At 74.0% G+C, this 24,033-nt stretch carries 19 protein-coding genes, 2 tRNA genes and 2 pseudogenes; 12 read left to right on the forward strand and 11 right to left on the reverse strand.

Annotated elements, in window-relative coordinates; genetic code table 11:
• The first annotated feature begins 31 nt into the window (after positions 1 to 31).
• The 4 genes from QMQ26_RS12530 (at position 32) to QMQ26_RS12545 (ending at position 1,612) form a co-directional block, all read left to right on the forward strand.
• A complete protein-coding gene (locus QMQ26_RS12530) occupies positions 32 to 430 on the forward strand; it encodes a hypothetical protein (protein WP_282205752.1) in 399 nt (132 codons plus the stop codon).
• 158 nt (positions 431 to 588) lie between these two features.
• Complete coding sequence (locus QMQ26_RS12535) at positions 589 to 1,131, forward strand: bifunctional DNA primase/polymerase (protein WP_282205753.1); 543 nt, start codon at positions 589 to 591, stop codon at positions 1,129 to 1,131.
• 75 nt (positions 1,132 to 1,206) lie between these two features.
• A tRNA-Lys gene (locus QMQ26_RS12540) sits at positions 1,207 to 1,280 on the forward strand.
• An 89-nt stretch (positions 1,281 to 1,369) separates the two neighbouring features.
• Entirely contained in the window at positions 1,370 to 1,612 is a 243-nt protein-coding gene (locus QMQ26_RS12545) for a hypothetical protein (RefSeq protein WP_100838169.1), read from the forward strand.
• Here the strand turns inward: QMQ26_RS12545 and QMQ26_RS12550 are convergent.
• From QMQ26_RS12550 to QMQ26_RS12560, 3 genes are read right to left on the reverse strand one after another with little or no spacing between them, the layout of a single operon-like run.
• Positions 1,609 to 2,301: a LutC/YkgG family protein gene (locus tag QMQ26_RS12550; protein WP_282205754.1), complete on the reverse strand. Its 693-nt coding sequence runs from the start codon at positions 2,299 to 2,301 to the stop codon at positions 1,609 to 1,611. The genes QMQ26_RS12545 and QMQ26_RS12550 overlap by 4 nt on opposite strands.
• Entirely contained in the window at positions 2,298 to 3,887 is a 1,590-nt protein-coding gene (locus QMQ26_RS12555) for a LutB/LldF family L-lactate oxidation iron-sulfur protein (protein ID WP_282205755.1), read from the reverse strand. The genes QMQ26_RS12550 and QMQ26_RS12555 overlap by 4 nt, the downstream gene beginning before the upstream one ends.
• A complete protein-coding gene (locus QMQ26_RS12560; protein ID WP_282205756.1) occupies positions 3,884 to 4,672 on the reverse strand; it encodes a (Fe-S)-binding protein in 789 nt (262 codons plus the stop codon). The genes QMQ26_RS12555 and QMQ26_RS12560 overlap by 4 nt, the downstream gene beginning before the upstream one ends.
• A 179-nt stretch (positions 4,673 to 4,851) precedes the next feature.
• On the opposite strand from QMQ26_RS12560, the pseudogene QMQ26_RS38280 reads away from it, so the two are divergent.
• A pseudogene (locus tag QMQ26_RS38280) lies at positions 4,852 to 4,941 on the forward strand (GntR family transcriptional regulator); the annotation flags it as partial.
• A gap of 105 nt (positions 4,942 to 5,046) precedes the next feature.
• Positions 5,047 to 5,409: an FCD domain-containing protein gene (locus tag QMQ26_RS12570; RefSeq protein ID WP_404814118.1), complete on the forward strand. Its 363-nt coding sequence runs from the start codon at positions 5,047 to 5,049 to the stop codon at positions 5,407 to 5,409.
• Between the two features lie 97 nt (positions 5,410 to 5,506).
• Here QMQ26_RS12570 and pgi read toward each other — a convergent pair whose 3' ends face one another.
• Together pgi and QMQ26_RS12580 are read right to left on the reverse strand one after the other, a co-directional pair.
• The gene (pgi, locus tag QMQ26_RS12575; protein ID WP_282205757.1) at positions 5,507 to 7,171 is read right to left on the reverse strand and encodes a glucose-6-phosphate isomerase; all 1,665 of its coding nucleotides are present in this window, start codon (positions 7,169 to 7,171) and stop codon (positions 5,507 to 5,509) included.
• A gap of 167 nt (positions 7,172 to 7,338) precedes the next feature.
• Positions 7,339 to 8,919 carry a Na+/H+ antiporter gene (locus QMQ26_RS12580; protein WP_100838164.1) on the reverse strand — a complete coding sequence of 527 codons (1,581 nt, stop codon included), beginning with the start codon at positions 8,917 to 8,919 and terminating at the stop codon, positions 7,339 to 7,341.
• Between the two features lie 113 nt (positions 8,920 to 9,032).
• On the opposite strand from QMQ26_RS12580, the gene QMQ26_RS12585 reads away from it, so the two are divergent.
• Positions 9,033 to 9,106, forward strand: a tRNA-Lys gene (locus QMQ26_RS12585).
• 53 nt (positions 9,107 to 9,159) lie between these two features.
• Here QMQ26_RS12585 and QMQ26_RS12590 read toward each other — a convergent pair.
• Together QMQ26_RS12590 and QMQ26_RS12595 are read right to left on the reverse strand one after the other, a co-directional pair.
• Positions 9,160 to 9,540 carry a VOC family protein gene (locus QMQ26_RS12590; RefSeq protein WP_282205758.1) on the reverse strand — a complete coding sequence of 127 codons (381 nt, stop codon included), beginning with the start codon at positions 9,538 to 9,540 and terminating at the stop codon, positions 9,160 to 9,162.
• Between the two features lie 456 nt (positions 9,541 to 9,996).
• Complete coding sequence (locus QMQ26_RS12595; protein WP_282205759.1) at positions 9,997 to 11,667, reverse strand: chitinase; 1,671 nt, start codon at positions 11,665 to 11,667, stop codon at positions 9,997 to 9,999.
• A gap of 271 nt (positions 11,668 to 11,938) precedes the next feature.
• Here QMQ26_RS12595 and QMQ26_RS12600 point away from each other — a divergent pair, with 271 nt between their 5' ends.
• A complete protein-coding gene (locus QMQ26_RS12600) occupies positions 11,939 to 15,160 on the forward strand; it encodes a S41 family peptidase (RefSeq protein ID WP_282205760.1) in 3,222 nt (1,073 codons plus the stop codon).
• 39 nt (positions 15,161 to 15,199) lie between these two features.
• Here QMQ26_RS12600 and QMQ26_RS12605 read toward each other — a convergent pair whose 3' ends face one another.
• Positions 15,200 to 15,646: an Lrp/AsnC family transcriptional regulator gene (locus tag QMQ26_RS12605; protein WP_282205761.1), complete on the reverse strand. Its 447-nt coding sequence runs from the start codon at positions 15,644 to 15,646 to the stop codon at positions 15,200 to 15,202.
• Between the two features lie 93 nt (positions 15,647 to 15,739).
• Here QMQ26_RS12605 and QMQ26_RS12610 point away from each other — a divergent pair, with 93 nt between their 5' ends.
• On the forward strand, positions 15,740 to 16,564 hold the full coding sequence (locus tag QMQ26_RS12610) for an LLM class flavin-dependent oxidoreductase (RefSeq protein ID WP_282205762.1): 825 nt from the start codon (positions 15,740 to 15,742) through the stop codon (positions 16,562 to 16,564).
• The gene (locus tag QMQ26_RS12615; RefSeq protein ID WP_282205763.1) at positions 16,561 to 17,001 is read left to right on the forward strand and encodes a nucleoside deaminase; all 441 of its coding nucleotides are present in this window, start codon (positions 16,561 to 16,563) and stop codon (positions 16,999 to 17,001) included. The genes QMQ26_RS12610 and QMQ26_RS12615 overlap by 4 nt, the downstream gene beginning before the upstream one ends.
• Before the next feature lie 31 nt (positions 17,002 to 17,032).
• On the opposite strand, the gene QMQ26_RS12620 is transcribed toward QMQ26_RS12615, so the two are convergent.
• The 3 genes from QMQ26_RS12620 to QMQ26_RS12630 all read right to left on the reverse strand — a co-directional run bounded on the left by QMQ26_RS12620 (position 17,033) and on the right by QMQ26_RS12630 (position 18,630).
• Entirely contained in the window at positions 17,033 to 17,860 is an 828-nt protein-coding gene (locus QMQ26_RS12620) for an LPXTG cell wall anchor domain-containing protein (protein WP_282205764.1), read from the reverse strand.
• Positions 17,861 to 18,142: 282 nt separating this feature from the next.
• The gene (locus tag QMQ26_RS12625; RefSeq protein ID WP_282205765.1) at positions 18,143 to 18,355 is read right to left on the reverse strand and encodes a hypothetical protein; all 213 of its coding nucleotides are present in this window, start codon (positions 18,353 to 18,355) and stop codon (positions 18,143 to 18,145) included.
• Positions 18,356 to 18,441: 86 nt separating this feature from the next.
• Positions 18,442 to 18,630: a hypothetical protein gene (locus QMQ26_RS12630; protein ID WP_100838155.1), complete on the reverse strand. Its 189-nt coding sequence runs from the start codon at positions 18,628 to 18,630 to the stop codon at positions 18,442 to 18,444.
• A 423-nt stretch (positions 18,631 to 19,053) separates the two neighbouring features.
• Here QMQ26_RS12630 and adhE point away from each other — a divergent pair.
• Together adhE and pflB are read left to right on the forward strand one after the other, a co-directional pair.
• Positions 19,054 to 21,629: pseudogene (gene adhE, locus QMQ26_RS12635) on the forward strand (bifunctional acetaldehyde-CoA/alcohol dehydrogenase).
• A 106-nt stretch (positions 21,630 to 21,735) separates the two neighbouring features.
• The gene (pflB, locus tag QMQ26_RS12640; protein WP_282205766.1) at positions 21,736 to 24,003 is read left to right on the forward strand and encodes a formate C-acetyltransferase; all 2,268 of its coding nucleotides are present in this window, start codon (positions 21,736 to 21,738) and stop codon (positions 24,001 to 24,003) included.
• The last annotated feature ends 30 nt before the right edge of the window (positions 24,004 to 24,033 follow it).

Below are 24,033 nucleotides of genomic sequence, written 5' to 3' on the forward strand. Positions count from 1 at the left end.
TTTCCCCTGTCACCCCCGGAGGTGCCCCGTCATGCCCGACTCGCATCCGCAGGCGTCCGACCAGGGCGGTTCGCCGACTCCGGCGGTCGTCCCGCCGGTGCCGGGGCCGGCCCGGCGGTTCCGTCCGGCTCAGCTGATCTTCGAACCGGAGGGCGCAGCGCCCGAGCCGGAACGGTTCTTCGACCTGGAGTCGATCGACGACCCGTCCGAACTGCTGTCGCGTTCCACCGAGTTGGCCCTGGCGTTCCGGGCCGCGGCGGAGCGGGCGACGGACTTCCAGGCGCTGGCCGCCGCCCAGCTCGCCGATCCGCGCCGGTTCGACGCGCTCTCCGCGGAGCAGATCGCCGAGCGGGCGGACTGGACGCCGGACTACGCGGTGAAGATGGTCGAGTACGGCCGGTCGCTGCAGCGCCGCGGCCCGGAGGAGTAGGGCCCGTCGAGGAATGGGGCCCGTCTTCGAACCCCCGCCGCCGGCTCCGCCAGGCCACTGGCATATGCGGCGGGCGATGGTACGCCCGGACCCCCGCCGCTGTCCGGCGAACGCCGTTTTCGGCGCGCCCGGCCGCGCCGCCGGGCCACCCTGGCCGGGTGGACATCTGGACCTATCAATCGGTGGAGTACGTCAGCGTCGCCGGGGAGGCGTGGCTCGCCTCCGCCAGCGAGTACCCGAGCAGCATGCGCGCGCTGTGGGAGGCCCGCCCGTGGGCGCCCGCGGTCCTGCCGTGCGGCCGGGTCTTCGACGTGATCAGCCTGCCGGCGGTGTTCGGCCGCCGGGTGCTGGACGAGCTGTGGACCTCGGGCCCGGGCTGCGGCCCGGTGGCGACGTACCGGGGCCGGACGCTGCTGTTCGTGCAGCCGGGGACGGCGGCCCGGCTGCGGACCCTGCTGGCCTGGGAGGAGTGGGCCCGGGACGTGCCGCCGCTGCTGTGCCACGGCCCGGGGGACGCGATCACGGTGCCGCCGGTGCAGCGGGCGATCGACGAGCCGGAGTCCTCGTCCGGCCGGTGGATCGTCGCGCCGGACACCGGCGAGCCCTGGCTGCCGGGCGCCTCGGTGGTGCTGTGGGCGTGCGTCCGGGCGGCGCGCGGCCGCACCCGGGAGGCGGGCGACCCGGGGTCGAACGCGCGCTGAACGGGGGGTGCCGTCCGGGCCGGAATCGATTTGAGCCCCGGCCCCGGCCGCTGCTAGAGTCTTCCACGTCAGCAGGCGCCGCTAGCTCAGTTGGTTAGAGCAGCTGACTCTTAATCAGCGGGTCCGGGGTTCGAGTCCCTGGCGGCGCACCGACAGCGAAAGGCCCCCTTCACCGGGGGGCCTTTCGCGTTGCGCCGCGCACCCGGAGGGTGTGTAAAGGGCTGCTAATGTCCGGGTCATGGGGTCCGACGATCTTCACTCCGACTGGGCCGCCTGGCTCGACGCGGAGCTCGCCGAGGCCGAGGCGGCCGCCCTGCGCGCGCACCGGCGGGAGCGGCGCAGACGGGGTCTGGGCCGCGCGCTGGCCTGGACGGGCGCGGTGACGCTGGCGGCCGGCCTCGGCTTCGGGCTGGTGTACACGGCGCAGCACGGCCCGGCCCCGCGCCCGGCGGTCTCCGCCTCGCCCAGCCCGGCGGGCTAGTCCACCTCGTCCGGCCGGTCCGCCCCATCGGCCCCGTCGGCCCCGTCGGCCTCGTCCGCCCGGTCCAGCAGGACGACCACCAGCCGGCGGGGCCCGTGGACGCCCTTGACCCGGATCATCTCGATGTCGGCGGTGGCGGACGGCCCGCTGACGAAGGTGAGCGGCCGGGCCGGGTCGAGCCGGGCGAGCGCGCCGGGCAGCGCGGAGCGCACCTGTTCGGCCCGGACCACGCACACGTGCAGGTCGGGCAGCAGGGTGGCGGCGCGGCGCCCCTGGGCGGGTCCGCCGTCGAGGACCAGGGTGCCGGAGTCGGCGACGGCGACCGCGCAGGCCGTCAGGACGGCGTCGGTGGCGTCGAGTTCGGCCTTCCCGAGCGGCGGCCGGTCGGCGCGCACCTCGCCGTCCCACCCGGCGGGCAGCCACCCGGCGGGCAGCCCGTCCGGGACGACGAGGCTGCGGGCGCCCTCGTCCGCGAGCGCCCGGGCGACGGCGGGGCCGGGGTCCGCGGCGCGCAGCACGGTGGCGCCGTACTCGGCGAGCCGTTCGGCGAACAGCGCGAGCACGGCGGGCCGGTCGTCGGGGTCGAGGCCGGGGGCGTGCCGGAGGTAGTCGCGGGGCGGTTCGGGGGCGAGCGGGACTGCGGCGGCGCGGATGCGGCGCAGGATCTCGTCCCGGGCGGTGCCGGTCATGCGTGTTCTCCTCGGTTGCGTGCGGCCTGCCGTCCGTCGGGTTCGTCCCGTCCGCCGGGTCCGCCCCGACTACCACGCTCGTCCCGGCCGCCGGACCCGCCCCGACCGCCGCGCTCGTCCCGTCGTCCGGCGCGCTCGTCCCGTCCGCCGGACCCGTCCCGTCCGGCGCGCTCGTTCCGCTTCCACCAGCCGCGGAAGGACTCCCCCGGGATCTCGGGCAGCGCCCGGTTGTCGGTCCAGCCGCCGAGCGGGCCGGGCAGTGCGGCGCGCCGGGGCAGCAGCGGTCCGACCAGTCCGGCGCCCTTCACGGCGGCCTTCCACACCGCGGGGCGCGCCATCACCGCGCCGACGGTGTTCAGCGCGGCCCGTTCCACCGGGTGCCGTCCGCCGTCGGCGACCTGGGCGCGCAGGTCGAGCAGCACGTCGGTGAACCGGATCCGCACCGGACAGACCTCGTTGCAGGCGCCGCACAGCGTGGAGGCGTACGGCAGGGAGGCGGTCTGCGCGTCGTCGAGGCCCTTGAGCAGCGGGTTGAGGATCGCGCCGATCGGCCCGGGGTAGACGGAGCCGTAGGCGTGGCCGCCGGTGCGCTCGTAGACGGGGCAGGTGTTCATGCAGGCGCCGCAGCGGATGCAGCGCAGGGCCTGTCGGCCGACCGGGTCGGCGAGGGCGCGGGTGCGGCCGTTGTCGACCAGGACGAGGTGGACGTCGCGCGGTCCGTCGCCGTCCGTGGTGCCGGTCCAGGTGCTGGTGTAGGGGGCCATCCGCTCGCCGGTGGCGTTGCGGGCCAGCAGTTGCAGGAAGACTTCGAGGTCCTGCCAGTCGGGGACGGTCTTCTCCAGGCCGACGACGGAGATCAGGGTGTCGGCGAGGGTGAGGCACATCCGGCCGTTGCCCTCGGACTCGACGACCACCAGGGTGCCGGTCTCGGCGACCACGAAGTTGGCGCCGGAGACGGCGACCTTGGCGCCGAGGAACTTCTCCCGCAGGTGCAGCCGGGCGGCTTCGGCGAGTTCGGCGGGGTCGTCGGTGAGCCCGTCGGGGGCGGGGCGGCCGTGCCGGCCCATCTCGCGGGCGAAGATGTCGCGGATCTCGCTGCGGTTGCGGTGCAGCGCGGGGACGACCACGTGCGAGGGCAGGTCGTCGCCGAGTTGGACGATGGTGGCGGCGAGGTCGGTCTCCCGGGCGTTGATCCCGGCGGCCTCCAGGGCCGCGTCGAGGCCGATCTCCTCGGTCAGCATCGACTTGACCTTGACGATCTCGCGCTCGCCGGTGGCCCTGACCAGGTCGGTGACGATCCGGTTGGCCTCGGCGGCGTCGCGGGCCCAGTGCACGGTGCCGCCGGCCGCGGTGACCTTCTCCTCGACCTGGAGCAGGTACCGCTCCAGGTCGGCCAGCACCCGGTCCTTGATCGCGGCGGCGCTGTCGCGCAGTTGCTCCCAGTCGGGGCGTTCGGCGGCCAGGACGGCCCGCTTGCCCCGGATGGTGTGGGTGGCGCGGCGGACGTTCTCCCGCAACTGCCGGTTGTCGACCTCGCGTTCGGCGGCCTCCGGGAACGCGGGCCAGCCCAGGAACGACCTCGTCATCGCACGGCCTCCACCACCGGGACGCCGGGCAGCGGCCCGTCCTGGGCGGTGCGGGCCAGGATCTCCACCAGGTGCAGGGTGCGCACCCGGTGGCCGTCCTTGGTGAGCCGGCCGCCGATGTTCATCAGGCAGGAGTTGTCGACGGCGGCCAGCACGGGTGCCCCGGTCTCCAGGACGTGCCGGGCCTTGTCGCCGTTCATCGCGCCGGAGACCGCCGGGTTCTTCACCGAGAAGGTGCCGCCGAAGCCGCAGCACTCCTCCTGCGCGGGCAGTTCGACGAAGTCGATGCCGTCGACGGCGCGCAGCAGCCGGTAGGGCCGGTCGCCCAGCCGGGTGGCCCGCAGGCTGTGGCAGGTGGGGTGGTAGGTGACCCGGTGCGGGAAGTGCGCGCCGACGTCCTCGACGCCCAGCCGGTCGGTCAGGTACTCGGTCAACTCGACTACCCTGGGGGCGAGTTCGGCCACCTCCCGGGCCAGTCCGGGGTCGCCGACGGCGGCCAGGGGGTACGCCTCGGCGGGCATCCCGGCGCAGGAGGCGGAGGGGACGACGATCTCCTCGTAGCCGCCGAAGGTGTCCACGAAGTACCGGGCGAGCCGGGCGGTCTCCCGGCGGTAGCCGGTGTTGAAGTGCATCTGTCCGCAGCAGCTCTGGCCGGGCGGGAAGTCCACCTCCACGCCCAGCCGGCGCAGCAGGGTGACGGCGGCGCGGCCGGTGCCGGGGAAGAGGGTGTCGTTCAGGCAGGTCACGAACAGGGCGGTCCGGGAGCGGGGGGCGTTCGGAGGCATGCCCGCATCATAGATGCAAGCTTAGATGCAAGCTAGCAGGCGTGGCAGAATGACGGCGTGAGCGACCCCGCCCTCCCCACCGCCGATCACGCCCTCGCCGGCGCCGACCCCGGCCGGCCCACCGCCGACGCCGCCCTCCCACCGCCGACCGGGCCTACCGGCACGTCCGCACCCGCCTGCTGGACGGCAGCTGGCCCGGCGGCACGCTGCTCTCCGAGGGCGTCGTCGCCACCGAGCTCGGGCTCTCCCGCACCCCCGTCCGCGAGGCGTTCCTGCGCCTGCAGTCCGAGGGCTTCCTGCGCCTGTACCCCAAGCGCGGCGCCCAGGTCGTCCCGATCGCCCCGGGCGAGGCCCGCGACGTCCTCGCCGCCCGGGTGCTGTTCGAGCACGCCGCCGTCGACACCCTGGCGGCCCGCGGCCCCGCCGCGCTGGCGGCCGCCGCCGCGGAGCTGCTGGCCGCCTGCGAGCACCGCGACCCGCACCCCGTCGAGGCCGGCCGGCACTTCCACCTCACCCTGCTGCGCGCCGCCGGGAACCCCGTCCTGACCTCCCTCTACGAGACGCTCTGGGACCGGCAGGTGCGGATCTCCGCCACCGCGACGGCCTCCCCCGCGCACGCGGAGCGGGACCACGCCGAGCACCTGGCGCTGGCCCGCGCCCTGGCCGTCCCCGACCCGGCGCTGGCCCGCGAGCTGGTCACCGCGCACGCCGACTCCCTGCTGGCCCGGGTCACCTGAGGCACCCGGAGCACGCGAAGCCCGGGCACGCGAAGGGGACGGCCGGAGCCACCGGCCGTCCCCACGCTCTCTCTCCTGCCGAGCACCGGCAGGGGCCCTACTCCCGGCCGCGCAGCTCGCGGTAGCGGCCGACCAGGTGGGCGGTGGAGGCGTCCAGCGCCTCGGTGCCCTCGCCGGTGAGCAGCACGGGCTCGATCTTCTTGGCCAGCACCTTGCCGAGTTCGACGCCCCACTGGTCGAAGGAGTCGATGTCCCACACCGCGCCCTGGACGAACACCTTGTGCTCGTAGAGGGCGATCAGCTGGCCGAGGACGTGCGGGGTCAGCTCGGGGGCCAGGATGGTGGTGGTCGGGTGGTTGCCGCGGAAGGTCTTGTGCGGCACGAGTTCGGCGGGCACGCCCTCCGCGGCGACCTCCTCCGCGGTCTTGCCGAAGGCCAGCGCCTGGGTCTGGGCGAAGAAGTTGGCCATCAGCAGGTCGTGCTGGGCGACCAGGCCGGGCTGGAGGTCGGCGACCGGCCGGGCGAAGCCGAGGAAGTCGGCGGGGATGACCTTGGTGCCCTGGTGCAGCAGCTGGTAGTACGCGTGCTGGCCGTTGGTGCCGGGGGTGCCCCAGACCACCGGGCCGGTCTGCCAGGAGACCGGGTTGCCCTCGCGGTCCACGGACTTGCCGTTGGACTCCATGTCGAGCTGCTGGAGGTACGCGGTGAACTTCGACAGGTAGTGCGAGTACGGGAGCACGGCGTGCGACTGGGCGTCGAAGAACGCGCCGTACCAGACGCCGAGCAGGCCCAGCAGCAGCGGGACGTTCTCCTCCGCGGGGGCGGTGCGGAAGTGCTCGTCGACCAGGTGGAAGCCGGCCAGCATCTCGCCGAACCGCTCCGCGCCGATGGCGATCATCAGCGAGAGGCCGATCGCGGAGTCGAAGGAGTAGCGGCCGCCCACCCAGTCCCAGAACTCGAACATGTTGGCGGTGTCGATGCCGAAGTCGGCGACGCCCCGGGCGTTGGTGGAGAGCGCCACGAAGTGCTTGGCGACGGCCTCCTCGCCGGCGCCGAGCCCCTCCAGCAGCCAGTCGCGGGCGGCGACCGCGTTGGTGACCGTCTCGATGGTGGTGAAGGTCTTGGAGGCGACGATGAACAGCGTCTCGGCGGGGTCCAGGTCGCGGACCGCCTCGTGCAGGTCGGCGCCGTCGACGTTGGAGACGAAACGGACCGTCAGGTCGCGGTCGGTGTAGGACCGCAGCACCTCGTAGGCCATCGCGGGGCCGAGGTCGGAGCCGCCGATGCCGATGTTGACGACGTTGCGGATGCGCTTGCCGGTGTGGCCGGTCCACTCGCCGGAGCGCACCCGGCCGGAGAAGGCCGCCATCTTGTCGAGGACGGCGTGCACGGCGGGCACCACGTTCTCGCCGTCGACCTCGACGACGGCGCCGCGCGGGGCGCGCAGCGCGGTGTGCAGGACGGCGCGGTGCTCGGTGGTGTTGATCTTCTCGCCGCGGAACATCGCGTCGCGCAGCTCGGCGACGCCGGTGGCGGCGGCCAGTTCGCGCAGCAGGTCCAGGGTGCGGTCGGTGACCAGGTGCTTCGAGTAGTCGACGAAGAGGTCGCCGACCTGCAGGGTGTAGCGCGTGCCGCGGTCGGGGTCGGCGGCGAACAGCTCGCGCAGGTGCTGTTCGCCCAGCTCTGCCCGGTGCTTCCCCAGCGCGGCCCACTGCGGGGTGCGGTCCAACGGGGTCCGGCCGTTGGCGGGGGTGTCCGACATCGGTTGCTCCTAGCGTCGTCGGGTGCAGATACCGGCTGGTTCCGGCGGGAGGGTGGCGCCGGGCCCGGCGGGTACGGGTGCCGGCGCCGTCGACGGCCTCGCCCGCCTCCAACCCTATGCCCTGGATGCGGCCGGGCAGTGCTGCACCGCGAGCGGTCGACGGGACGTCACTTCCGGGCCGACTGGAGGTCGAGCGCGCGCAGCACCCGGTCGGCGACCTCGGGGTCGGCGCCGGCCTCGCCGCGGGCGACCAGCACCTCGCGGCGGGAGGCGGCGATCATCTCCTGCTCGATCGCGAACGCCTGCCGCCACTGCTTGCCGCGGCGCTTGGCCTCCAGCGCCTCCTCCTCCTCGTACTTCTCCGGGCAGAGCCGGGCGAGGCGGTCGTGCTGGCGCTCGCGCAGGCGCTCGGTGATCTCGGGCGGGAGCTGGTCCTCGTCCTCCAGCTCGGCGAGCCGGTGCAGTCCGGCCTTGGCGGCGCGCCACCACAGCTCCCGGACGGCCCGCTCGTGCTCGTCGCCGGTGTCGTCGATGCGCAGCAGCTTGACCACGTACGGCAGGGTGAGGCCCTGCACCACCAGGGTGAACAGGACGACGCTGAACGCGATGAAGACGATCTCGCTGCGGGCCGGGAAGTCCAGCCCGTTGTGCAGGGTGAGCGGGATGCCGAGGGCGAGGGCGACGGTGGCCACCCCGCGCATACCGGACCACCACAGGACGACGGTCTCCCGCCAGCTGATCGGGGTGTCCTCCTCGCCGTGGGTGACCCGGCGGGAGAGCCAGGCGGCGGGCAGCAGCCAGAGCAGGCGCAGCACCACGACGACGGCGATGACGGTCGCGGTGTCGCCGATCATGGTGTGCCAGGTGTCCCGGACGTCCTGGAGGACGGTGGACAGCTCCAGGCCGATCAGGCCGAACGCGACGCCGGTGATCAGGGTCTCGACGATCTCCCAGAACGCGTTGCCGACCAGCCGGTAGGAGACCTCGTCGGCGTCGGAGGCCCGGTCGGCGAGGTAGAGCGCGCAGACCACCACGGCCAGCACGCCGGAGCCGTGCGCCTCCTCGGCCAGGGTGTACGCGGCGAACGGGACGAGCAGGTTGAGCGCGACCTGCTGGGTCGGGTCCTCCAGGAACCCGGCGATCTTGGCGTTCAGCCAGCCGAGCCCGATGCCGACGGCCACCGCGACCACGGCGGACAGCAGGAAGCGCTCCGCGGCCCGGCCCACCGAGAGGTCGCCGTCGACCACGGCCTCGACGGCCAGCGAGTAGATCACGATCGCGGTGACGTCGTTGAACAGGCCCTCGCTCTCCAGCACCGCCGTCAGCCGGCGCGGCAGCCCGACCTCGCCGGCCACCGCGACGGCCGCGACCGGGTCGGGCGGCGAGACCAGCGCGCCCAGCGCGACCGCGGCGGCCAGCGGCGCGGCGGGCACCAGCCAGCTGAACACCCCGGCCACCGCGGTGGTGGTCACCACCACCAGGGCGACGGCCAGCAGCAGGATCGAGCGGATGTTCGCCTTGAAGTACCGCACCGAGGAGCGCCGGGCGACCGCGAAGATCAGCGGCGGCAGCACCAGCGGCAGGATGAACTCGGGGTTGATCTGGATGTTGGGGATCTGCGGGATCAGCGCGAAGGCCAGGCCGACCAGCGTCATCAGCACCGGCTGCGGAATCCTGGTCCGGCGCGCCAGCGGCATCGTCACCACCGAGGCGAGCAGCACCAGGAAGAGCAGGGTCAGCTGGCCCACGGTGGTTCCTCTCGGCAGGTGCGGGGTGCGCCGGCCTCAGCATACGTCGGCGCCCCGGCCGGGCCGATTGTGTGTTTCGGGCGCTGACCAGGTAGTGTTCTCTCCGTCAGCACGCGCCGCTAGCTCAGTTGGTTAGAGCAGCTGACTCTTAATCAGCGGGTCCGGGGTTCGAGTCCCTGGCGGCGCACCGACAGCGCGAAGACCTCCCTCCGGGGAGGTCTTCGGCGTTTCCGGCCCGACTCACTCCGCGGGCAGTTCGTTGACGCACAGCACGTTGCCGTCCGGGTCCTTGAACCAGGCGGCCCGCATCCCGTCGGCCTCGGCCACCCCGTCGAGGGTCTTCAGCCCGGGCTGGTCGTACTCCTCGAACACCACGCCTCGGCCGCGCAGTTCGGCCATCTCGGCGTCCAGGTCGGCGACCTTCCAGCTGGCCAGGGTGTGGCCGGCCTGTCCGCCGTACGGCGTCTCGTACATCCCGAACTCGGTGCTTCCGCTGCGGAAGGCCACCTCTCCGGTGCCCTCCCGGGACAGGGTGAGCCCGAGCGTGTCGCGGTAGTACCGCTTGGCCCGTTCGAGGTCGGTCACCGGGATCACCGCGAGCAGGGGCGCGTCTGCCAGCATCGCCACCACCTCCTTCCCCTCCAGGCTAGGCGCGCCACCCCGGCCGGTCGACCAGCGGCGGTCCGGCCCGAAGAACGGCCGGAGCCACCCGCCCCGCTTCCCGCAGCCCGGCGCCAGCCGCCCGCCCCGCCTCCCCCACAACAGCCGGAGCCGGCCACCCCCCGCGAGGGGCAACCGGCTCCGCATCCCACTACTGCCGACCGGGCTCAGACCCCTCTCTCCCCCGCAGCCCGGCACCAGCCGCCCACCCACCCCACCTCCCCCCGCAACAGCCGAAGCCGGCCACCCCCGCGAGGGGCAACCGGCTCCGCGTCCCGCTACTGCCAGCCGGGCTCAGACCCCTCTCTCCCCCGCAGCCCGGCGCCAGCCGCCCGCCCCGCCTCCCCCACAACAGCCGGAGCCGGCCACCCCCCGCGAGGGGCGACCGGCTCCGCGTCCCGCTACTGCCAGCCGGGCTCAGCCGAAGTAGTTGTGGAAGTTCTTCGAGAACTCGTTCCCGTTGTAGTTGTCCCAGTTGATCGACCAGGTCATCAGCCCGCGCAGGTTCGGCTGCTTGCCGGCCCGCGGGGTGTAGGAGCCGCAGCTGGTGCCCTTGGTGAGGCAGTCCAGCGCCTGGTTGACCACGGCCGGGGCGACGTAGCCGTTGCCGGCGTAGCTGTTGGCGGGCATGCCGATCGCGACCTGCGAGGGCTTGAGCGCCGGGAACACGTTGTTGGTGTTGCCGGCCACCGGGAAGCCGGTGAGCAGCATGTCGGTCATCGCGATGTGGAAGTCCGCGCTGCCCATGTTGTGGTACTGGTTGTCGAGGCCCATGATCGAGCCCGAGTTGTAGTCCTGGACGTGCAGCAGCGTGAGGTCGTCGCGCAGGCCGTAGATGACCGGCAGGAAGGCGCCGGCCCGCGGGTCCTGGCCGCCCCAGGGGCCCGAGCCGTAGTACTGGTAGCCGAGCTGGACGAAGAAGGTCTCCGGCGCCATGGTGAGCTGGAACTTCGCGCCGTACTTGGCCTTGAGCGTCTTGACCGCGGAGATCAGGTTGGTGATCACCGGGGTGGTCGGGTTCTTGAAGTCGGTGTCGCCGGTGTTGAGCGACAGCGAGTGGCCCTCGAAGTCGATGTCGAGGCCGTCCAGGCCCCACTTGTCGATGATCGCGGAGACCGAGTTGACGAAGTTGTCGCGGGCGGCGGTGGTGGTGAGCTGCACCTCGCCGTTCTGGCCGCCGATCGACAGCAGGACCTTCTTGCCCTTGGCCTGCTTGGCGGCGATGGCCGCCTTGAAGTCGGCGTCGGACTCGACGCCGGGGCACTCGGTGGCCGGGCAGCGGTTGAAGTGGATGGTGCCGCCGGTGATGGAGTCCGGCTCGCCGAAGGCCAGGTCGATGATGTCCCAGCTGTCGGGGACGTCGGCCATCTTCAGGTAGCCGGCGCCGTTGGCGAAGCTGGCGTGCAGGTAGCCGACCAGGGCGTGGCCGCCGGGCGGCGGCGGGGTGGTCGGCGAGCTGGAGGTGGACGGGCTGCTGGAGGGTGACGCCGAGGCGGAGGGGCTGCCGGACGGCGAGGCGGAGGCCGAGGGCGAGGGCGAGGCCGACTTCGAGGGGCTCGCGCTGGCGGAGGGCGAGGCGGGCGCGCCGGGGCCGTCCAGCGAGACGTCGTCCGCGTAGTAGGTGCCCTGGCCGTACCAGCCGTGGGTGAAGACGGTGGCGGAGGTCTGGGTGGCGGTGGTGGTGAAGCTGACCGAGAGCTTCTGGTAGCCGCCGCCGGTGCTCGGCGTCCAGGTCGAGGCACCGCCGTTGACGCCGAGGTAGACGTAGGCGCCGTTGACGTACGCGCTGAGCGTGTACGTGGTGTTGGGGGCGACCGCGACGGTCTGGACGCACTGGGCGGTGTCGGACGCGGACGCGGCGCCCGCGAGCGCGTAGCTGCCGGTGCGGGCGTGGCCGGTGACCACGGAGCCGGTCGAGCCGGTACAGGTCCAGGGGTTCAGTGCGTTGGTCTCGAAACCGCCGTTGACCAGGAATTCTCCGGCCGATGCCGACCCGGCCAGGCCGAAGCTGAGCGCGACGGCGCCGGCGGCGGCCACCGCCCAGGCGGTTCCGGCGGCGAGCAGCCGCTTCCTTCGGGGAGTACGCATGTGGGGATGCTCCTGCCTCTGTGTGGGGGACGCCCTCCTCCGTCCGCCAGGTTGTGGGGTTCCCGGCCGGGTCGTGCCGCCGCACCGGCACCCACCCAGGGAGTTGGACTAGACCACTGAACCGGCTGTGACTCCTCTCTGTCAATGGACGGGAGAACACGGTTCACTGACCCGCCGTCAACCGCTCCGGACTTCCTGCCGCCGCCCGCCCGGCCGCCCGCCCGGCCCGGCCGCGTTTGCGGGCCCCGGCCGCCGATCGAACCATGGAAGGGTGTCCGGATACCTGCGGTACCCCCATGTACGCGGCGGTCTGCTCGCCTTCACCGCCGAGGACGACGTCTGGGTCGCGCCGCTCGCCGCGGACGGCGGGGTGGGGCGGGCCTGGCGGGTGAGCGCGGACCGGACCAGGGTGAGCCACCCGCGGCTGTCGCCGGACGGGGAGGTGCTGGCGTGGACCAGCTGGTTCGCGCTGACGCCGGAGGTGTTCACGGCGCCGGTGGGGGGCGGTCCGGCGGTGCGGCTGACGTACTGGGGCAGCCAGGACACCCGGGTGCGCGGCTGGCTGCCGAACGGCGAGGTGCTGGCGGTGACCTCCTACCACGAGCCGTTCGCGCACTACGCCTGGGCGTGGGAGCTGCCGCCGGACGGCGCGCCCGGGCGGCGGATGCCGTGGGGGCCGGTCGCGGACGCGCAGGTCGGCGAGGGGCACACGGTGCTGCTGACCGACGCGGCACCGCACGAGCCCGCGTTCTGGAAGCGCTACCGGGGCGGCGCGACCGGCCGGCTCTGGGTGGACCACGACCTGCTGCTGCCCGGCCTGCCCGGGCACCTGGCCTCGCCGATGCCGGTGGCCTGCGCCGGGGGCACCCGGATCGCGTTCCTCTCCGACCACGAGGGCGTCGGCAACCTGTACTCGGTCCGCCCGGACGGTACCGGCCTGCGCCGGCACACCGACCACGCCTCGTACTACGCTCGGGAGGCCGCCACCGACGGCGTCCGGGTGGTCTACCAGCACGCCGGGGACGTCTGGCTGCTCGACTCGCTGGACGCCCCGGCGCCGCGCCGCCTGGAGGTGCCGCTGGGCGGCGCCCGGGCCGGGCGGCGGCCGTACCAGGTGAGCGCGGCCCACAACGTCAAGGACCTGGCCTGCGACGCCACCGGCCGGGCCGGGGTGCTGAACGTGCGCGGCTCGCTGTACTGGCTGACCCACCGCGACGGCCCGGCCCGGGTGCTGGCCGACACCCCGGGCGTGCGCTGCCGGCTGCCGCTGGTGCTCGGCTACGGCAACCAGGCCGCCTGGGTGACGGACGCGGACGGCGCGGACGCGATCGAGCTCGCCGCCCTGCCGGGCCGGGACGGCGCGGCGGACGAGCGCCCCGCGGACCGGCGGATCGCGGGCGGCCGGATCGGCCGGGTGCAGGAGCTGGCGGCCACCCCGGACGGCGGGCGGCTGGCGGTGGCCTGCTCGGACGGGCGGCTGCTGCTGGTGGACACCGCGGACGGCGCGGTCACCGAGGTCGCCGCGTCCCGGTTCGGCCCGGTCTCCAGCCCCTCGTTCTCCCCGGACTCGCGCTGGCTGGCCTGGTCCGAGCCGGTCGCGGGCCGCTCGCTGCGGGCGATCCGGCTGGCCCGCACCGACCGGCCCGAGGAGCGGGTGCACGTCACCGGCGGCCGGTTCGAGGACGAGCACCCGGTGTTCACCCGGGACGGCCGCTTCCTGGTGTTCCTGTCCTGGCGCGGCTTCGACCCGGTGCACGACGTGCACACCGGCGACCTGTCCTTCCCGCTCGGCTGCCGCCCGTACCTGGTGCCGCTGGCGGCCGGCACCCCGTCGCCGTTCGCCTCGCCCGCCGAGGGCCGCCCGCCGGTCGGCCTGGACCCGGAGGAGGCCACCGGCGACGGCACCGTGCACGTCGACCCGGAGGGGCTGAGCAAGCGGCTGGTGCCGTTCCCGGTGATCGCCTCCAAGTACTCGGCGACGGCCGCGGTGCGCGGCGGCGTGGTGTGGCTGCGCTGGCCGATCTCCGGCGCGCTCGGCCAGACCTTCGCCAACCCGGAGGACACCTCGGGCCGCCCCGCCCTGGAGTACTTCGACCTGGCCCGGGGCCGCCGCACCACCCTGGTCGAGCAGTTGGACGGCTTCGCGGTCTCGGCGGACGGCTCGGCCCTCTCGGTGTTCTCGGCCGGCGCGCTCAAGCTGTACCCGCTGGCCGCGCCGACCGCCCCCGTCCCGGTCGACCTGCGCCGGATCACCCACACCGTGCACCCGGCCGCCGAGTGGCGGCAGTCGTACCTCGAGGCGGCCCGGATCGTCGCCGACCAGTTCTGGGACCCGGACATGTGCGGCCTGGACTGGCCCGCGCTCACCGAGCAGTACGCCCCGCTGCTGGAGCGGATCGCCTCCCCCGACGACTTCGCCGACCTGCTGCGCGAACTGCTCGGCGAACTCGGCACCTCGCACGCCTACGTCACCCCGGCCCGGCGCGGCGAGGGCCCGGCCATCGCCCAGCAGCCGCTGGGCCTGCTCGGCGCCAACGCGCACCGCGCCCCGGACGGCCGCTGGCTGGTCGACCGCATCCTGCCCGGCGAGTCCTCCGACCCGAAGGCCCGCGCCCCGCTGGCCGGCCACGGCCTGCACGACGGCGACGAACTGCTCGCGGTGGACGGCCGCCCGCCCGACCCGGTGCGCGGCCCGACCCCGCTGCTGGCCGGGACGGGCGGCAGCACCGTCGAGCTCACCCTCCGCCACGACGGCCGGGTCCGGCGGATCGCGGTCACCCCGCTCACCGACGAGCGCCCGATCCGCTACCAGGACTGGGTGGCCAGACGGCGGCACCTGGTCCGGGAGTTCAGCGACGGCCTCTGCGGCTACCTGCACATCCCGGACCTCGGCGGCTCCGGCTGGGCCCAGTTCAACCGGGACCTGCGCTCCGAGCTGGCCCGCCCCGTGCTGGTGCTGGACGTCCGGGGCAACGCCGGCGGCAACGTCTCCGAACTGGTCCTGGAGAAGCTCCACCGCCGCGTCCTGGCCTGGGACTTCACCCGCGGCCGGCAGCCCGTCCGGTGGCCCCGGGACGCGCCGCGCGGCCCGGTGGTCGCGCTCGCCGACCACGCCACCAGCTCCGACGGCGACGTCATCATCACCGCGATCAAGGCGCTCGCCCTGGGCCCGGTGGTCGGCACCCGCACCTGGGGCGGGGTGGTCGGCATGACCGGGCGGCACGCGCTGGGCGACGGCACCCAGATCTCGGTGCCGAAGAACGCCAGCTGGTTCACCGGCGGGATCGGCTTCTCGGTCGAGAACCGGGGCGTCGACCCGGACGTCGAGGTGGTCCGCACCCCGCGCGACTGGGCCCGCGGCGCGCACACCGACCTGTCCGCCGCCGTCGACCTCGCCCTCACCCTGCTCGCCGCGACCCCCGCCGCCGCGCCCCCGCCCACCGGCACCCCCCGCCCCGACCTGCGCCGCCCGCCGCTGCCGCCCCGGCCCTGAGACCCGCGCCCGGACACCGGGGCCGGGCCGCGACCGGTCTCAGGGCCGGGCCGGGCCGCGGTAGGGCAGGGTCTGGCGGTAGACCACGCTGGTGGTGGTGGAGCCGAAGGCGCAGAGCTCGTCGACCAGGGTCTCCAGGTGCGCCATGGAGGTGGCGGCGAGCTTGAGGGTGTAGCAGTCGTCCCCGGTGGTGCGCAGGCACTCCAGGATCTCCCGCCGTTCGGCGAGCAACCGGTGCAGGGGCTGGTGGCGGCTGCCGGCGTACTTCAGCCGGACCACGGCGAGCACCGGGTAGCCGACCCGGCCGAGGTCGACCACGGCGTGGTAGCCGGTGACCACGCCCCTGGCCTCCAGGGCGCGCACCCGCTCGGCGGTGGCCGACGGGCCGAGGTTCACCCGCCGCCCCAGCTCGCTGAGCGACAGGCGGGCGTCCGCCTGGAGCTGCCCGATGATCGCCCAGTCGATGTCGTCGAGATCCCCGGTCATCCGGCGATCCTACCGGGGAATCCCCGGCGGAAGGGGCCCGACGCCGGGGATCGGCCATTCACCGGCCGGCCTTCGCCGGGATAGCCTCGCCCCATGCAACTGGGCGTCAACGTACCGAACTTCGGCCCCGGCGCCGACCCCGGCGTGCTGCGCGGATGGGCGCGCACCGTCGAGGAGCTGGGGTACGACCTGCTCATGGTCTCCGACCACGTGGCGATCACCCCGGACGTGGCCGAGCGCTACCCGGAGCCCTTCCACGAGCCGTTCACCACGCTGTCCTGGCTGGCCGGCCTGACCACCCGGGTGCGGCTGGGCACCACGGTGCTGATCCTGCCGTACCGGGACCCGCTGCTGACCGCCCGGATGGCCGTGGGCCTCGACCGGCTGAGCGGCGGCCGGCTGGTGCTCGGCGTGGGCACCGGCTGGGCCCGGCAGGAGTTCGCGGCGCTCGGGGTGCCGTTCGCCGACCGCGGGCGGCTGACCGACGCCTGCCTGGAGGTGCTGCGCGGGAACGGGCCCGCCGGGTCCGGCGCGCCCCCCGGCGCCGACCGGATACCGGTCTGGGTCGGCGGGCACAGTCCGGCGGCGCTGCGCCGGGCCGCCCGGTTCGGCGACGCCTGGCACCCGCTGCGCCTGACCCTGCCCGCGATGCGGGCCGTGCTCGCCGCGCACCCGCTGCCGGGCTTCGCCCCGCGGATCGCGTTCCGGCTGACCCCGGCCCCGGTCACCGACGCCGACCGGCCCGCCGGGACCGGCACCCTGGAGCAAGTGCTGGACGACCTACGGCAGTTGCGCGCCCTGGGCGCGCAGGCCGTGGTCCTCGACCCCTACCACGGCGACCCCGGGCGGACCGGCCGGCCGGAAACGGCCTGGCAGGACCTGGCCGCCGTGGCCGCCCATCGAGAGGACACCGTGTGATCACCCCCGCCGACGAACCACTGCTGCGCCGCGCCATCGCCCTGGCCGCCCGGGCCGTCGAATCGGGGGACGCCCCGTACGGCTCGCTGCTGGCCGCCCCCGACGGCACCGTCCTCGCCGAGGCACACAACACCGTGCGGCGGGACGCCGACATCACGGCCCACCCGGAACTGAAACTGGCCCGCTGGGCGGCCCGCGAACTCGACCCGGCCGAGGCCGCCCGCACCACCCTGTACACCAGCTGCCAGCCGTGCGGGATGTGCGCGGGCGCCCTGGTCCGCTCCGGCCTGGGCCGGGTGGTGTTCGCGCTGGCCACCGAGCAGCTGGTGGCGCTCGATCCGGCCTCCGGCGACCGGCCCGTCCTGGTCCAGGACGGGCCCGCGCTCTTCGACGAGGCCCGCGCCCCGATCGAGTCCTACCACCGCCCGACCGCGTAGCCACCGCCCGCGCGGCCCCGGCGGCGGCGGGTCAGCCGGTGTGCCGGGCGCGGCGGCGCAGGACGTACAGGACCGCGCCGCCCGCGGCGAGCAGGACGGCCGCGGCGGCGGCCAGGACGCCGGTGCCGGTGCCGCCGCCGGTGGAGGCCAGCCGGGCGGACGCGGCGGCGGCGACCGGCGCCGGGGTGGTGGTGGTGGCGGCGGTGGCCGTCACGGCGGGCGTGGCCGGGGCGGTCGGAGTCGGGGCGGCCGACGTGGCGGGGGCCTTGGTGGGCTGCTTCGTCGGTTCCTCGGTGGGCTCGACGGCCGGGGCCGCGGCGGGCAGGTCGAGGACGTTGCCGCTCAGGCCGCGGTCGCCGTCCGCCGCGCCGACCGCCGACACCGAGAGCGACTTGATCTGCCGCGCCACCGCGGCGGAGGTGGTGATCTCCAGGTCCACGGTGGTGGTCGCGCCGTCCGCCAGCGGGAGGTTCAGGGCGTCGGTGGCGACCCAGATCGACGGGTCGCAGCCCATCCGGGTGGGCAGCTCGACCCGGCTGCCGCCGTGCACCCGGGTCACCGTGGTGTTGCCGGTGTTCATGACGCCGAGCTGGGTGAACAGCACCGGCACCACCGAGACGTTCCGGTAGGCGGCCCCGGTCCGGTTGGTCTCGGTGATCCGCACCCGGTAGGTCGCCCGGTCGCCGTGGACGGTCGGCTTCGCGTCGCCGCTCAGCCGGAGCGCCACCGTCCCCTGGTGGGCGGGGCCGTCCTCGACCGGCGTCTCGCCCGGGAGCTTCACCGCTCCGTCGGCGCACGGGACGACCGGCTTGTCGTCCGCCCACGCGGTGCCACCGGCCGCGGTGGTGGCGGCGAGCATCAGCGCGGCGACGGCGGCGGCCTTCGTCGCGGAGGCGGTGAGCGGCGCGGTCCGGCGGGTGTTCGCGGTGTTCCCCCAAGGGATACGGGTGGTGCGGCTGGATGCGGGAGGCGCGTCCCGGCGGCCGGTTCCCCCTCGGCCCGCTCGGTCGCGCAGGGAAGACACTTCCAGCTCGACGCCCCTGGGACGTACACCTCCTGTCACCGCCGTGTCACAGCGTCCGGCGGGGTGCCGGGCCGGGGCCGGGGCCCGTGTCCGGCCCCGGCCCGGGGCGGGTGCGGATCAGCCCCAGGGGTCGCCCTCGGAGATCATCCGCTCGGCGGCGGCGCGGTCCTCGCGCTCCTGCCAGATTCGGCGCTCCGCGTCGTCGCGGGCCCGTTCGACCGGGTCGGCGAAGGCGTCGGCGGCCTCGTCGCGGGCGAGGGCGGCGCGTTCGGGCGGTTCGGTGGCCGGCGGGTCGGCCTCCTGCGGTCGGGACCTGTCGAAGATGCCCATGACTCCTCCTCGGGTGGGCGCTCCCCCTTGCCACCGTACGCCGGAGGGACGGGCCCGGCGGGCCCGTCCCTCGTGCGTGCGGACGGTCAGGAGGACTCGCCCTCCTGGTGCTGCTGGTCGTCCGCGGACTCCTGGCCGCCCGGCATCACGCCCTCGGCCTGTTCGCGGGCCTTCTGCTCGGCGTCCTCGGCCTTGGAGCCGTGGTCGCCGATCGCCGACTTCGCCTGGTCGGCGAGGTCCTTGGCCTTGTCCTTGAACTGGTCACTCAGGCCCATGTCTCCTCCTGGGGGTGTCGCGGACAACGGGCTGGTCCCACCCTGCCACCGGCTCCGGGCGGTCGCACCCGGACGATCCCGCGCTCACCCGTCCGGCGCAGGCCCGCCCCCGTCCGGGGCCCGGGGCGAACTGCCGTGCCGGGCACCGGAGAAGGCCGTTGGTCCCGGGTGGGCAGCGGCCAACGGCCGTAGCGGTGCGACGCCGCGCCGACAGAGGGTGGAGGCGTCAGGCCGCGTCCCGGCAGCGCCGCCGGGGCGATCCCGCAGCCGCACCCCCCAAGAGGTGAGCGCGCCATGTCCCGCGACCAGTCCCCCGCTGCCGAGCAGACCACCGAGAACACCGCCGAGGACGCCCCCGAGAACACCGACGGGAGCACCGAGAACACCGCCGGGAGCACCGCCGAGGCGGCCGCCGCCGTCGACGTGCTGGTGCGCAACGGCCGCAGGGCCCTGCAGGAGTACTCCGGTCTCACCCAGGAGAAGGTGGACCGGATCGTGAAGAAGGCCTCGCTGGCCGCGCTGGCCGCGCACACCCGGCTGGCGGCGCTGGCGGTCGAGGAGACCGGGCGCGGGGTGTTCGAGGACAAGGCGGTGAAGAACGTCTTCGCCTGCGAGAACGTGGCGCACTCGATGGCGGGGATGAGGACCGTCGGCGTGATCTCCCGGGACGAGATCGACGGGATCACCGAGATCGCCGAACCGGTGGGCGTGGTCGCGGGCGTCACGCCGGTGACCAACCCGACCTCGACCACCATCTTCAAGGCGCTGATCGCGCTGAAGACCCGCAACCCGATCGTCTTCGGCTTCCACCCGGCGGCGCAGCGCTGTTCGGCGGAGGCGGCCCGGATCGTCCGGGACGCGGCGGTCGCGGCGGGCGCCCCGGCGCACTGCGTGCAGTGGATCGAGCGGCCGTCGACGGCGGCGACCGGCGCGCTGATGCGGCACGAGGACGTGGCGACGATCCTGGCCACCGGCGGCAACTCGATGGTGCGGGCGGCGTACTCGTGCGGGAAGCCGGCGCTGGGCGTGGGCGCGGGCAACGTGCCGGCGTACGTGGAGAAGAGCGCGGACCTGGCCCGCGCGGTGAACGACATCGTGCTGTCGAAGTCCTTCGACAACGGGATGGTCTGCGCCTCCGAGCAGGCGGTGATCCTGGACGCGGAGGTGTACGACGCGGCACTGGCGGAGTTCGGCCGGTTGAAGGCGCACCTGGCGACGCCGGAGCAGAAGGCGCTGCTGGAGGAGTACGTGTTCGGGGTCGGCGCGGGCGCGGACTGCGCGGGCGCGCGGCTGAACGCGGCGGTGGTGGGGCGGTCGGCGCCGGAGATCGCCGCGGCGGCGGGCTTCGAGGTGCCGGAGGAGACCTCGGTGATCCTGGTGGAGGTCGGCGAGGTCGGCGAGGCGGAGCCGCTGACCAGGGAGAAGCTGTGCCCGGTGCTGGCGGTGCTGCGGGCGGAGAGCCGGGTGCAGGGACTGAAGCTGGCGACGCGGATGGTGGAGTTCAACGGGCTGGGGCACTCGGCGGCGGTGCACACCGAGGACGCGGCGTTCGTCGAGGAGTTCGGCACCGCGGTGAAGGCGTGCCGGATCATCTGGAACGCGCCGAGTTCGCAGGGCGGCATCGGCGACGTGTACAACGCGTTCCTGCCCTCGCTGACCCTGGGCTGCGGCAGTTACGGCCACAACTCGGTGGCGGGCAACGTCTCGGCGCTGAACCTGATCAACGTCAAGCGGATCGGGCGGCGCAACACCAACATGCAGTGGTTCAAGGTGCCGCCGAAGATCTTCTTCGAGCGCAACTCGATCACGTACCTGGCCGACATGCGCGGGGCCCGCCGGGTCGTCGTGGTGACGGACCGGACGATGGTGGAGATCGGGCACCTGGACCGGGTCCGGAACGTGCTGGGGCGGCGCACCGAGCCGGTGGAGGTGCGGGTGGTGGACTTCGTGGAGCCCGAGCCGAGCATCGCGACCGTGGAGCGGGGCGCGGAGCTGATGCGGGACTTCCGGCCGGACACCATCGTGGCGCTGGGCGGCGGTTCGCCGATGGACGCGGCGAAGGTGATGTGGCTGCTGTACGAGCACCCGGAGGTCGAGTTCGCGGACCTGAAGGAGAAGTTCTTCGACATCCGCAAGCGCGCCTTCGCCTTCCCGGACCTGGGCGAGCGGGCCAAGCTGGTGTGCGTCCCGACCACCTCGGGCACCGGCAGCGAGGTCACCCCGTTCGCGGTGATCACCGACCCGGAGACCGGCCAGAAGTACCCGCTGGCGGACTACGCGCTGACCCCGACGGTGGCGATCGTCGACCCGGCGCTGACCACGGACCTGCCGCCGGCGGTGACCGCGGACTCCGGCTTCGACGCGCTGACGCACTGCATCGAGACGTACGTGTCGGTGTACGCCAACGACTTCACCGACGGGCTGGCGCTGCAGGGCGTCCGGCTGGTGTTCGAGAACCTGCGGGCGGCGGTCGAGGACGGCCCGAACGACCCGGTGGCGCGGGAACGGATGCACAACGCGGGGACGATCGCGGGCATGGCGTTCGGCTCGTCCTTCCTGGGCGTGGTGCACGCGATGGCGCACACCCTGGGCGCGACCTTCCACGTGGCGCACGGGCGCACCAACGCGCTGCTGCTGCCGCACGTGATCCGCTGGAACGGGTCGGCCCCGTCGAAGGTGACCGGCTGGCCGAAGTACCGCAGCTACGCGGCGCCGGAGCGCTACCGGCAGATCGCCCGGACGCTGGGCCTGCCGGCGGACACCCCGAGCAGGGCGTGGAGTCGCTGGCGGCGGCGGTGGAGGAGCTGCGCGAACGGGTGGGCATCCCGCGGTCGTTCAAGGAGGCCGGGGTGGACGAGGCGGCCTTCCTGGCGGCGCTGCCGCAGCAGGCGATGAACGCCTACGAGGACCAGTGCGCGCCGGCCAACCCGCGGATGCCGATGCTGCGGGACATGCGGCGGCTGATGACCCAGGCGTACTACGGCGAGCGGGCGGTGTGACGGAAAGGGACCAAGGTCCCCCGGATCGAGGACCTTCCGAGCCCGCGCGACTTCGTGAAAACATTCACGATGGTGCTCGTAGGCGAGGACGGCGGGAGCGGGAGCAATGAGCACTCAGCACGCGGAACACACCCTGAGCGGTGCGTGGGACGGCTTCAAGGGCGGCCTGTGGCGGGACGCCGTCGACGTCCGGGACTTCATCCAGCAGAACTACACCCCCTACGAGGGCGACGGCGCCTTCCTGGCCGGCCCGACCGGGCGGACCACCCGGATCTGGGAGCGGATCACCGCGCTGTTCCCCGAGGAGCGCGCCAAGGGCGTCCTGGACGTCTCGTACGACACGCCCTCGACCATCACGGCGCACGCGCCCGGCTACATCGACCGGGAGGACGAGCTGATCGTCGGCCTGCAGACCGACGCCCCGCTGAAGCGGGCGATCATGCCCAACGGCGGCTGGCGGATGGTCGCGGGGGCACTGGAGACGTACGGCTACCCGGTCGACCCGGAGCTGGAGAAGGTCTTCACCCGGTACCGCAAGACCCACAACGCGGGCGTCTTCGACGCCTACACCCCCGAGATCCGGGCCGCCCGCAAGGCGGGCGTCGTCACCGGCCTGCCGGACGCCTACGGGCGCGGCCGGATCATCGGCGACTACCGGCGGGTCGCGCTGTACGGCGTGGACCGGCTGATCGCCGCCAAGCACGAGGAGAAGGCGTCGCTGGACGCCGCGCCCGGCGACCCGCGGGCGCTGGAGGAGACCATCCGGGAGCGCGAGGAGCTGGCCGAGCAGATCCGCGCCCTGGGCGAGCTGAAGGAGATGGCGGCGGCCTACGGCCACGACGTCTCCGGCCCGGCGGCCGACGCCCGGCAGGCGGTCCAGTGGCTGTACTTCGCCTACCTGGCGGCGGTGAAGGAGCAGAACGGCGCGGCCATGTCGCTCGGCCGCACCTCCACCTTCCTGGACGTCTACCTCGAACGGGACCTCGCCGCGGGCCGGCTGACCGAGGAGCGGGCCCAGGAGCTGGTCGACGACTTCATCGTCAAGCTGCGGATCGTCCGCTTCCTGCGCACCCCCGAGTACGACGAGCTGTTCTCCGGCGACCCGACCTGGGTCACCGAGTCGATCGGCGGGATCGGCGCCGACGGCCGCCCGCTGGTCACCCGCACCTCGTTCCGCTACCTCCAGACCCTGTACAACCTGGGCCCGGCGCCGGAGCCGAACATGACGGTCCTCTGGTCGCCGAAACTCCCGCAGGGCTTCAAGGAGTTCTGCGCCCGGGTGTCGATCGACACCTCCAGCGTGCAGTACGAGTCGGACGAGCTGATGCGCCCGCGCTCCGGCGACGACACCGCGATCGCCTGCTGCGTCTCCGCGATGGAGGTCGGCCGGCAGATGCAGTTCTTCGGCGCCCGGGTCAACCTCGCCAAGACGCTGCTGTACGCGATCAACGGCGGCCGGGACGAGAAGTCCGGCGCCCAGGTCGGCCCGGCCACCGGGGCGATCGAGTCCGAGGTGCTGGACTACGACGAGGTGCTGGAGCGCTTCGACCGGCAGCTGGAGTGGCTGGCCGAGACGTACGTGCACGCGCTGAACGTCATCCACTACATGCACGACAAGTACGCCTACGAGCGCCTGGAGATGGCCCTGCACGACCGGGCGGTGCGCCGCACCATGGCCTGCGGCATCGCCGGGCTGTCGGTGGCCGCGGACTCGCTCTCCGCGATCCGGTACGCGAAGGTGCGCCCGGTGCGCGACGGGAGCGGCCTCGCGGTCGACTACCGGGTCGAGGGCGACTACCCGGCGTACGGCAACAACGACGACCGGGCCGACGGGCTCGCGGTGTGGCTGGTCGAGGAGTTCATGCGCAAGGTGCGCAAGCACCCCACCTACCGGGGCGCCGAGCACACCCAGTCGGTGCTGACCATCACCTCCAACGTGGTGTACGGCAGGAAGACCGGCGCCACCCCGGACGGCCGGCGGGCCGGCGAGCCGTTCTCGCCCGGCGCCAACCCGATGAACGGGCGCGACACCCACGGCTACGTGGCCAGCTCGCTGTCGGTGGCGAAACTCCCGTACGACGCGGCCGAGGACGGCATCTCGCTGACCAACACCGTCACGCCCGACGCGCTGGGCCGCACCCCCGAGGAGCGGGTCCGCAACCTGGCCGGCGTGCTGGACGGGTACACGGCCGTCGGCGGGTTCCACATGAACGTCAACGTGCTGGACCGGGAGACCCTGCTCGACGCGATGGAGCACCCCGAGCGGTACCCGCAGCTGACCATCCGGGTCAGCGGCTACGCGGTCAACTTCGTCCGGCTGACCAGGGAGCAGCAGCTCGACGTGCTGAACCGCACCTTCCACGGCTCGCTCTGAGCCCGCCCCGCCGACCGCTCCCAGGAGGCA

Source organism: Kitasatospora fiedleri, from assembly GCF_948472415.1.
GTDB classification, from domain to species: Bacteria; Actinomycetota; Actinomycetes; order Streptomycetales; family Streptomycetaceae; genus Kitasatospora; species Kitasatospora fiedleri.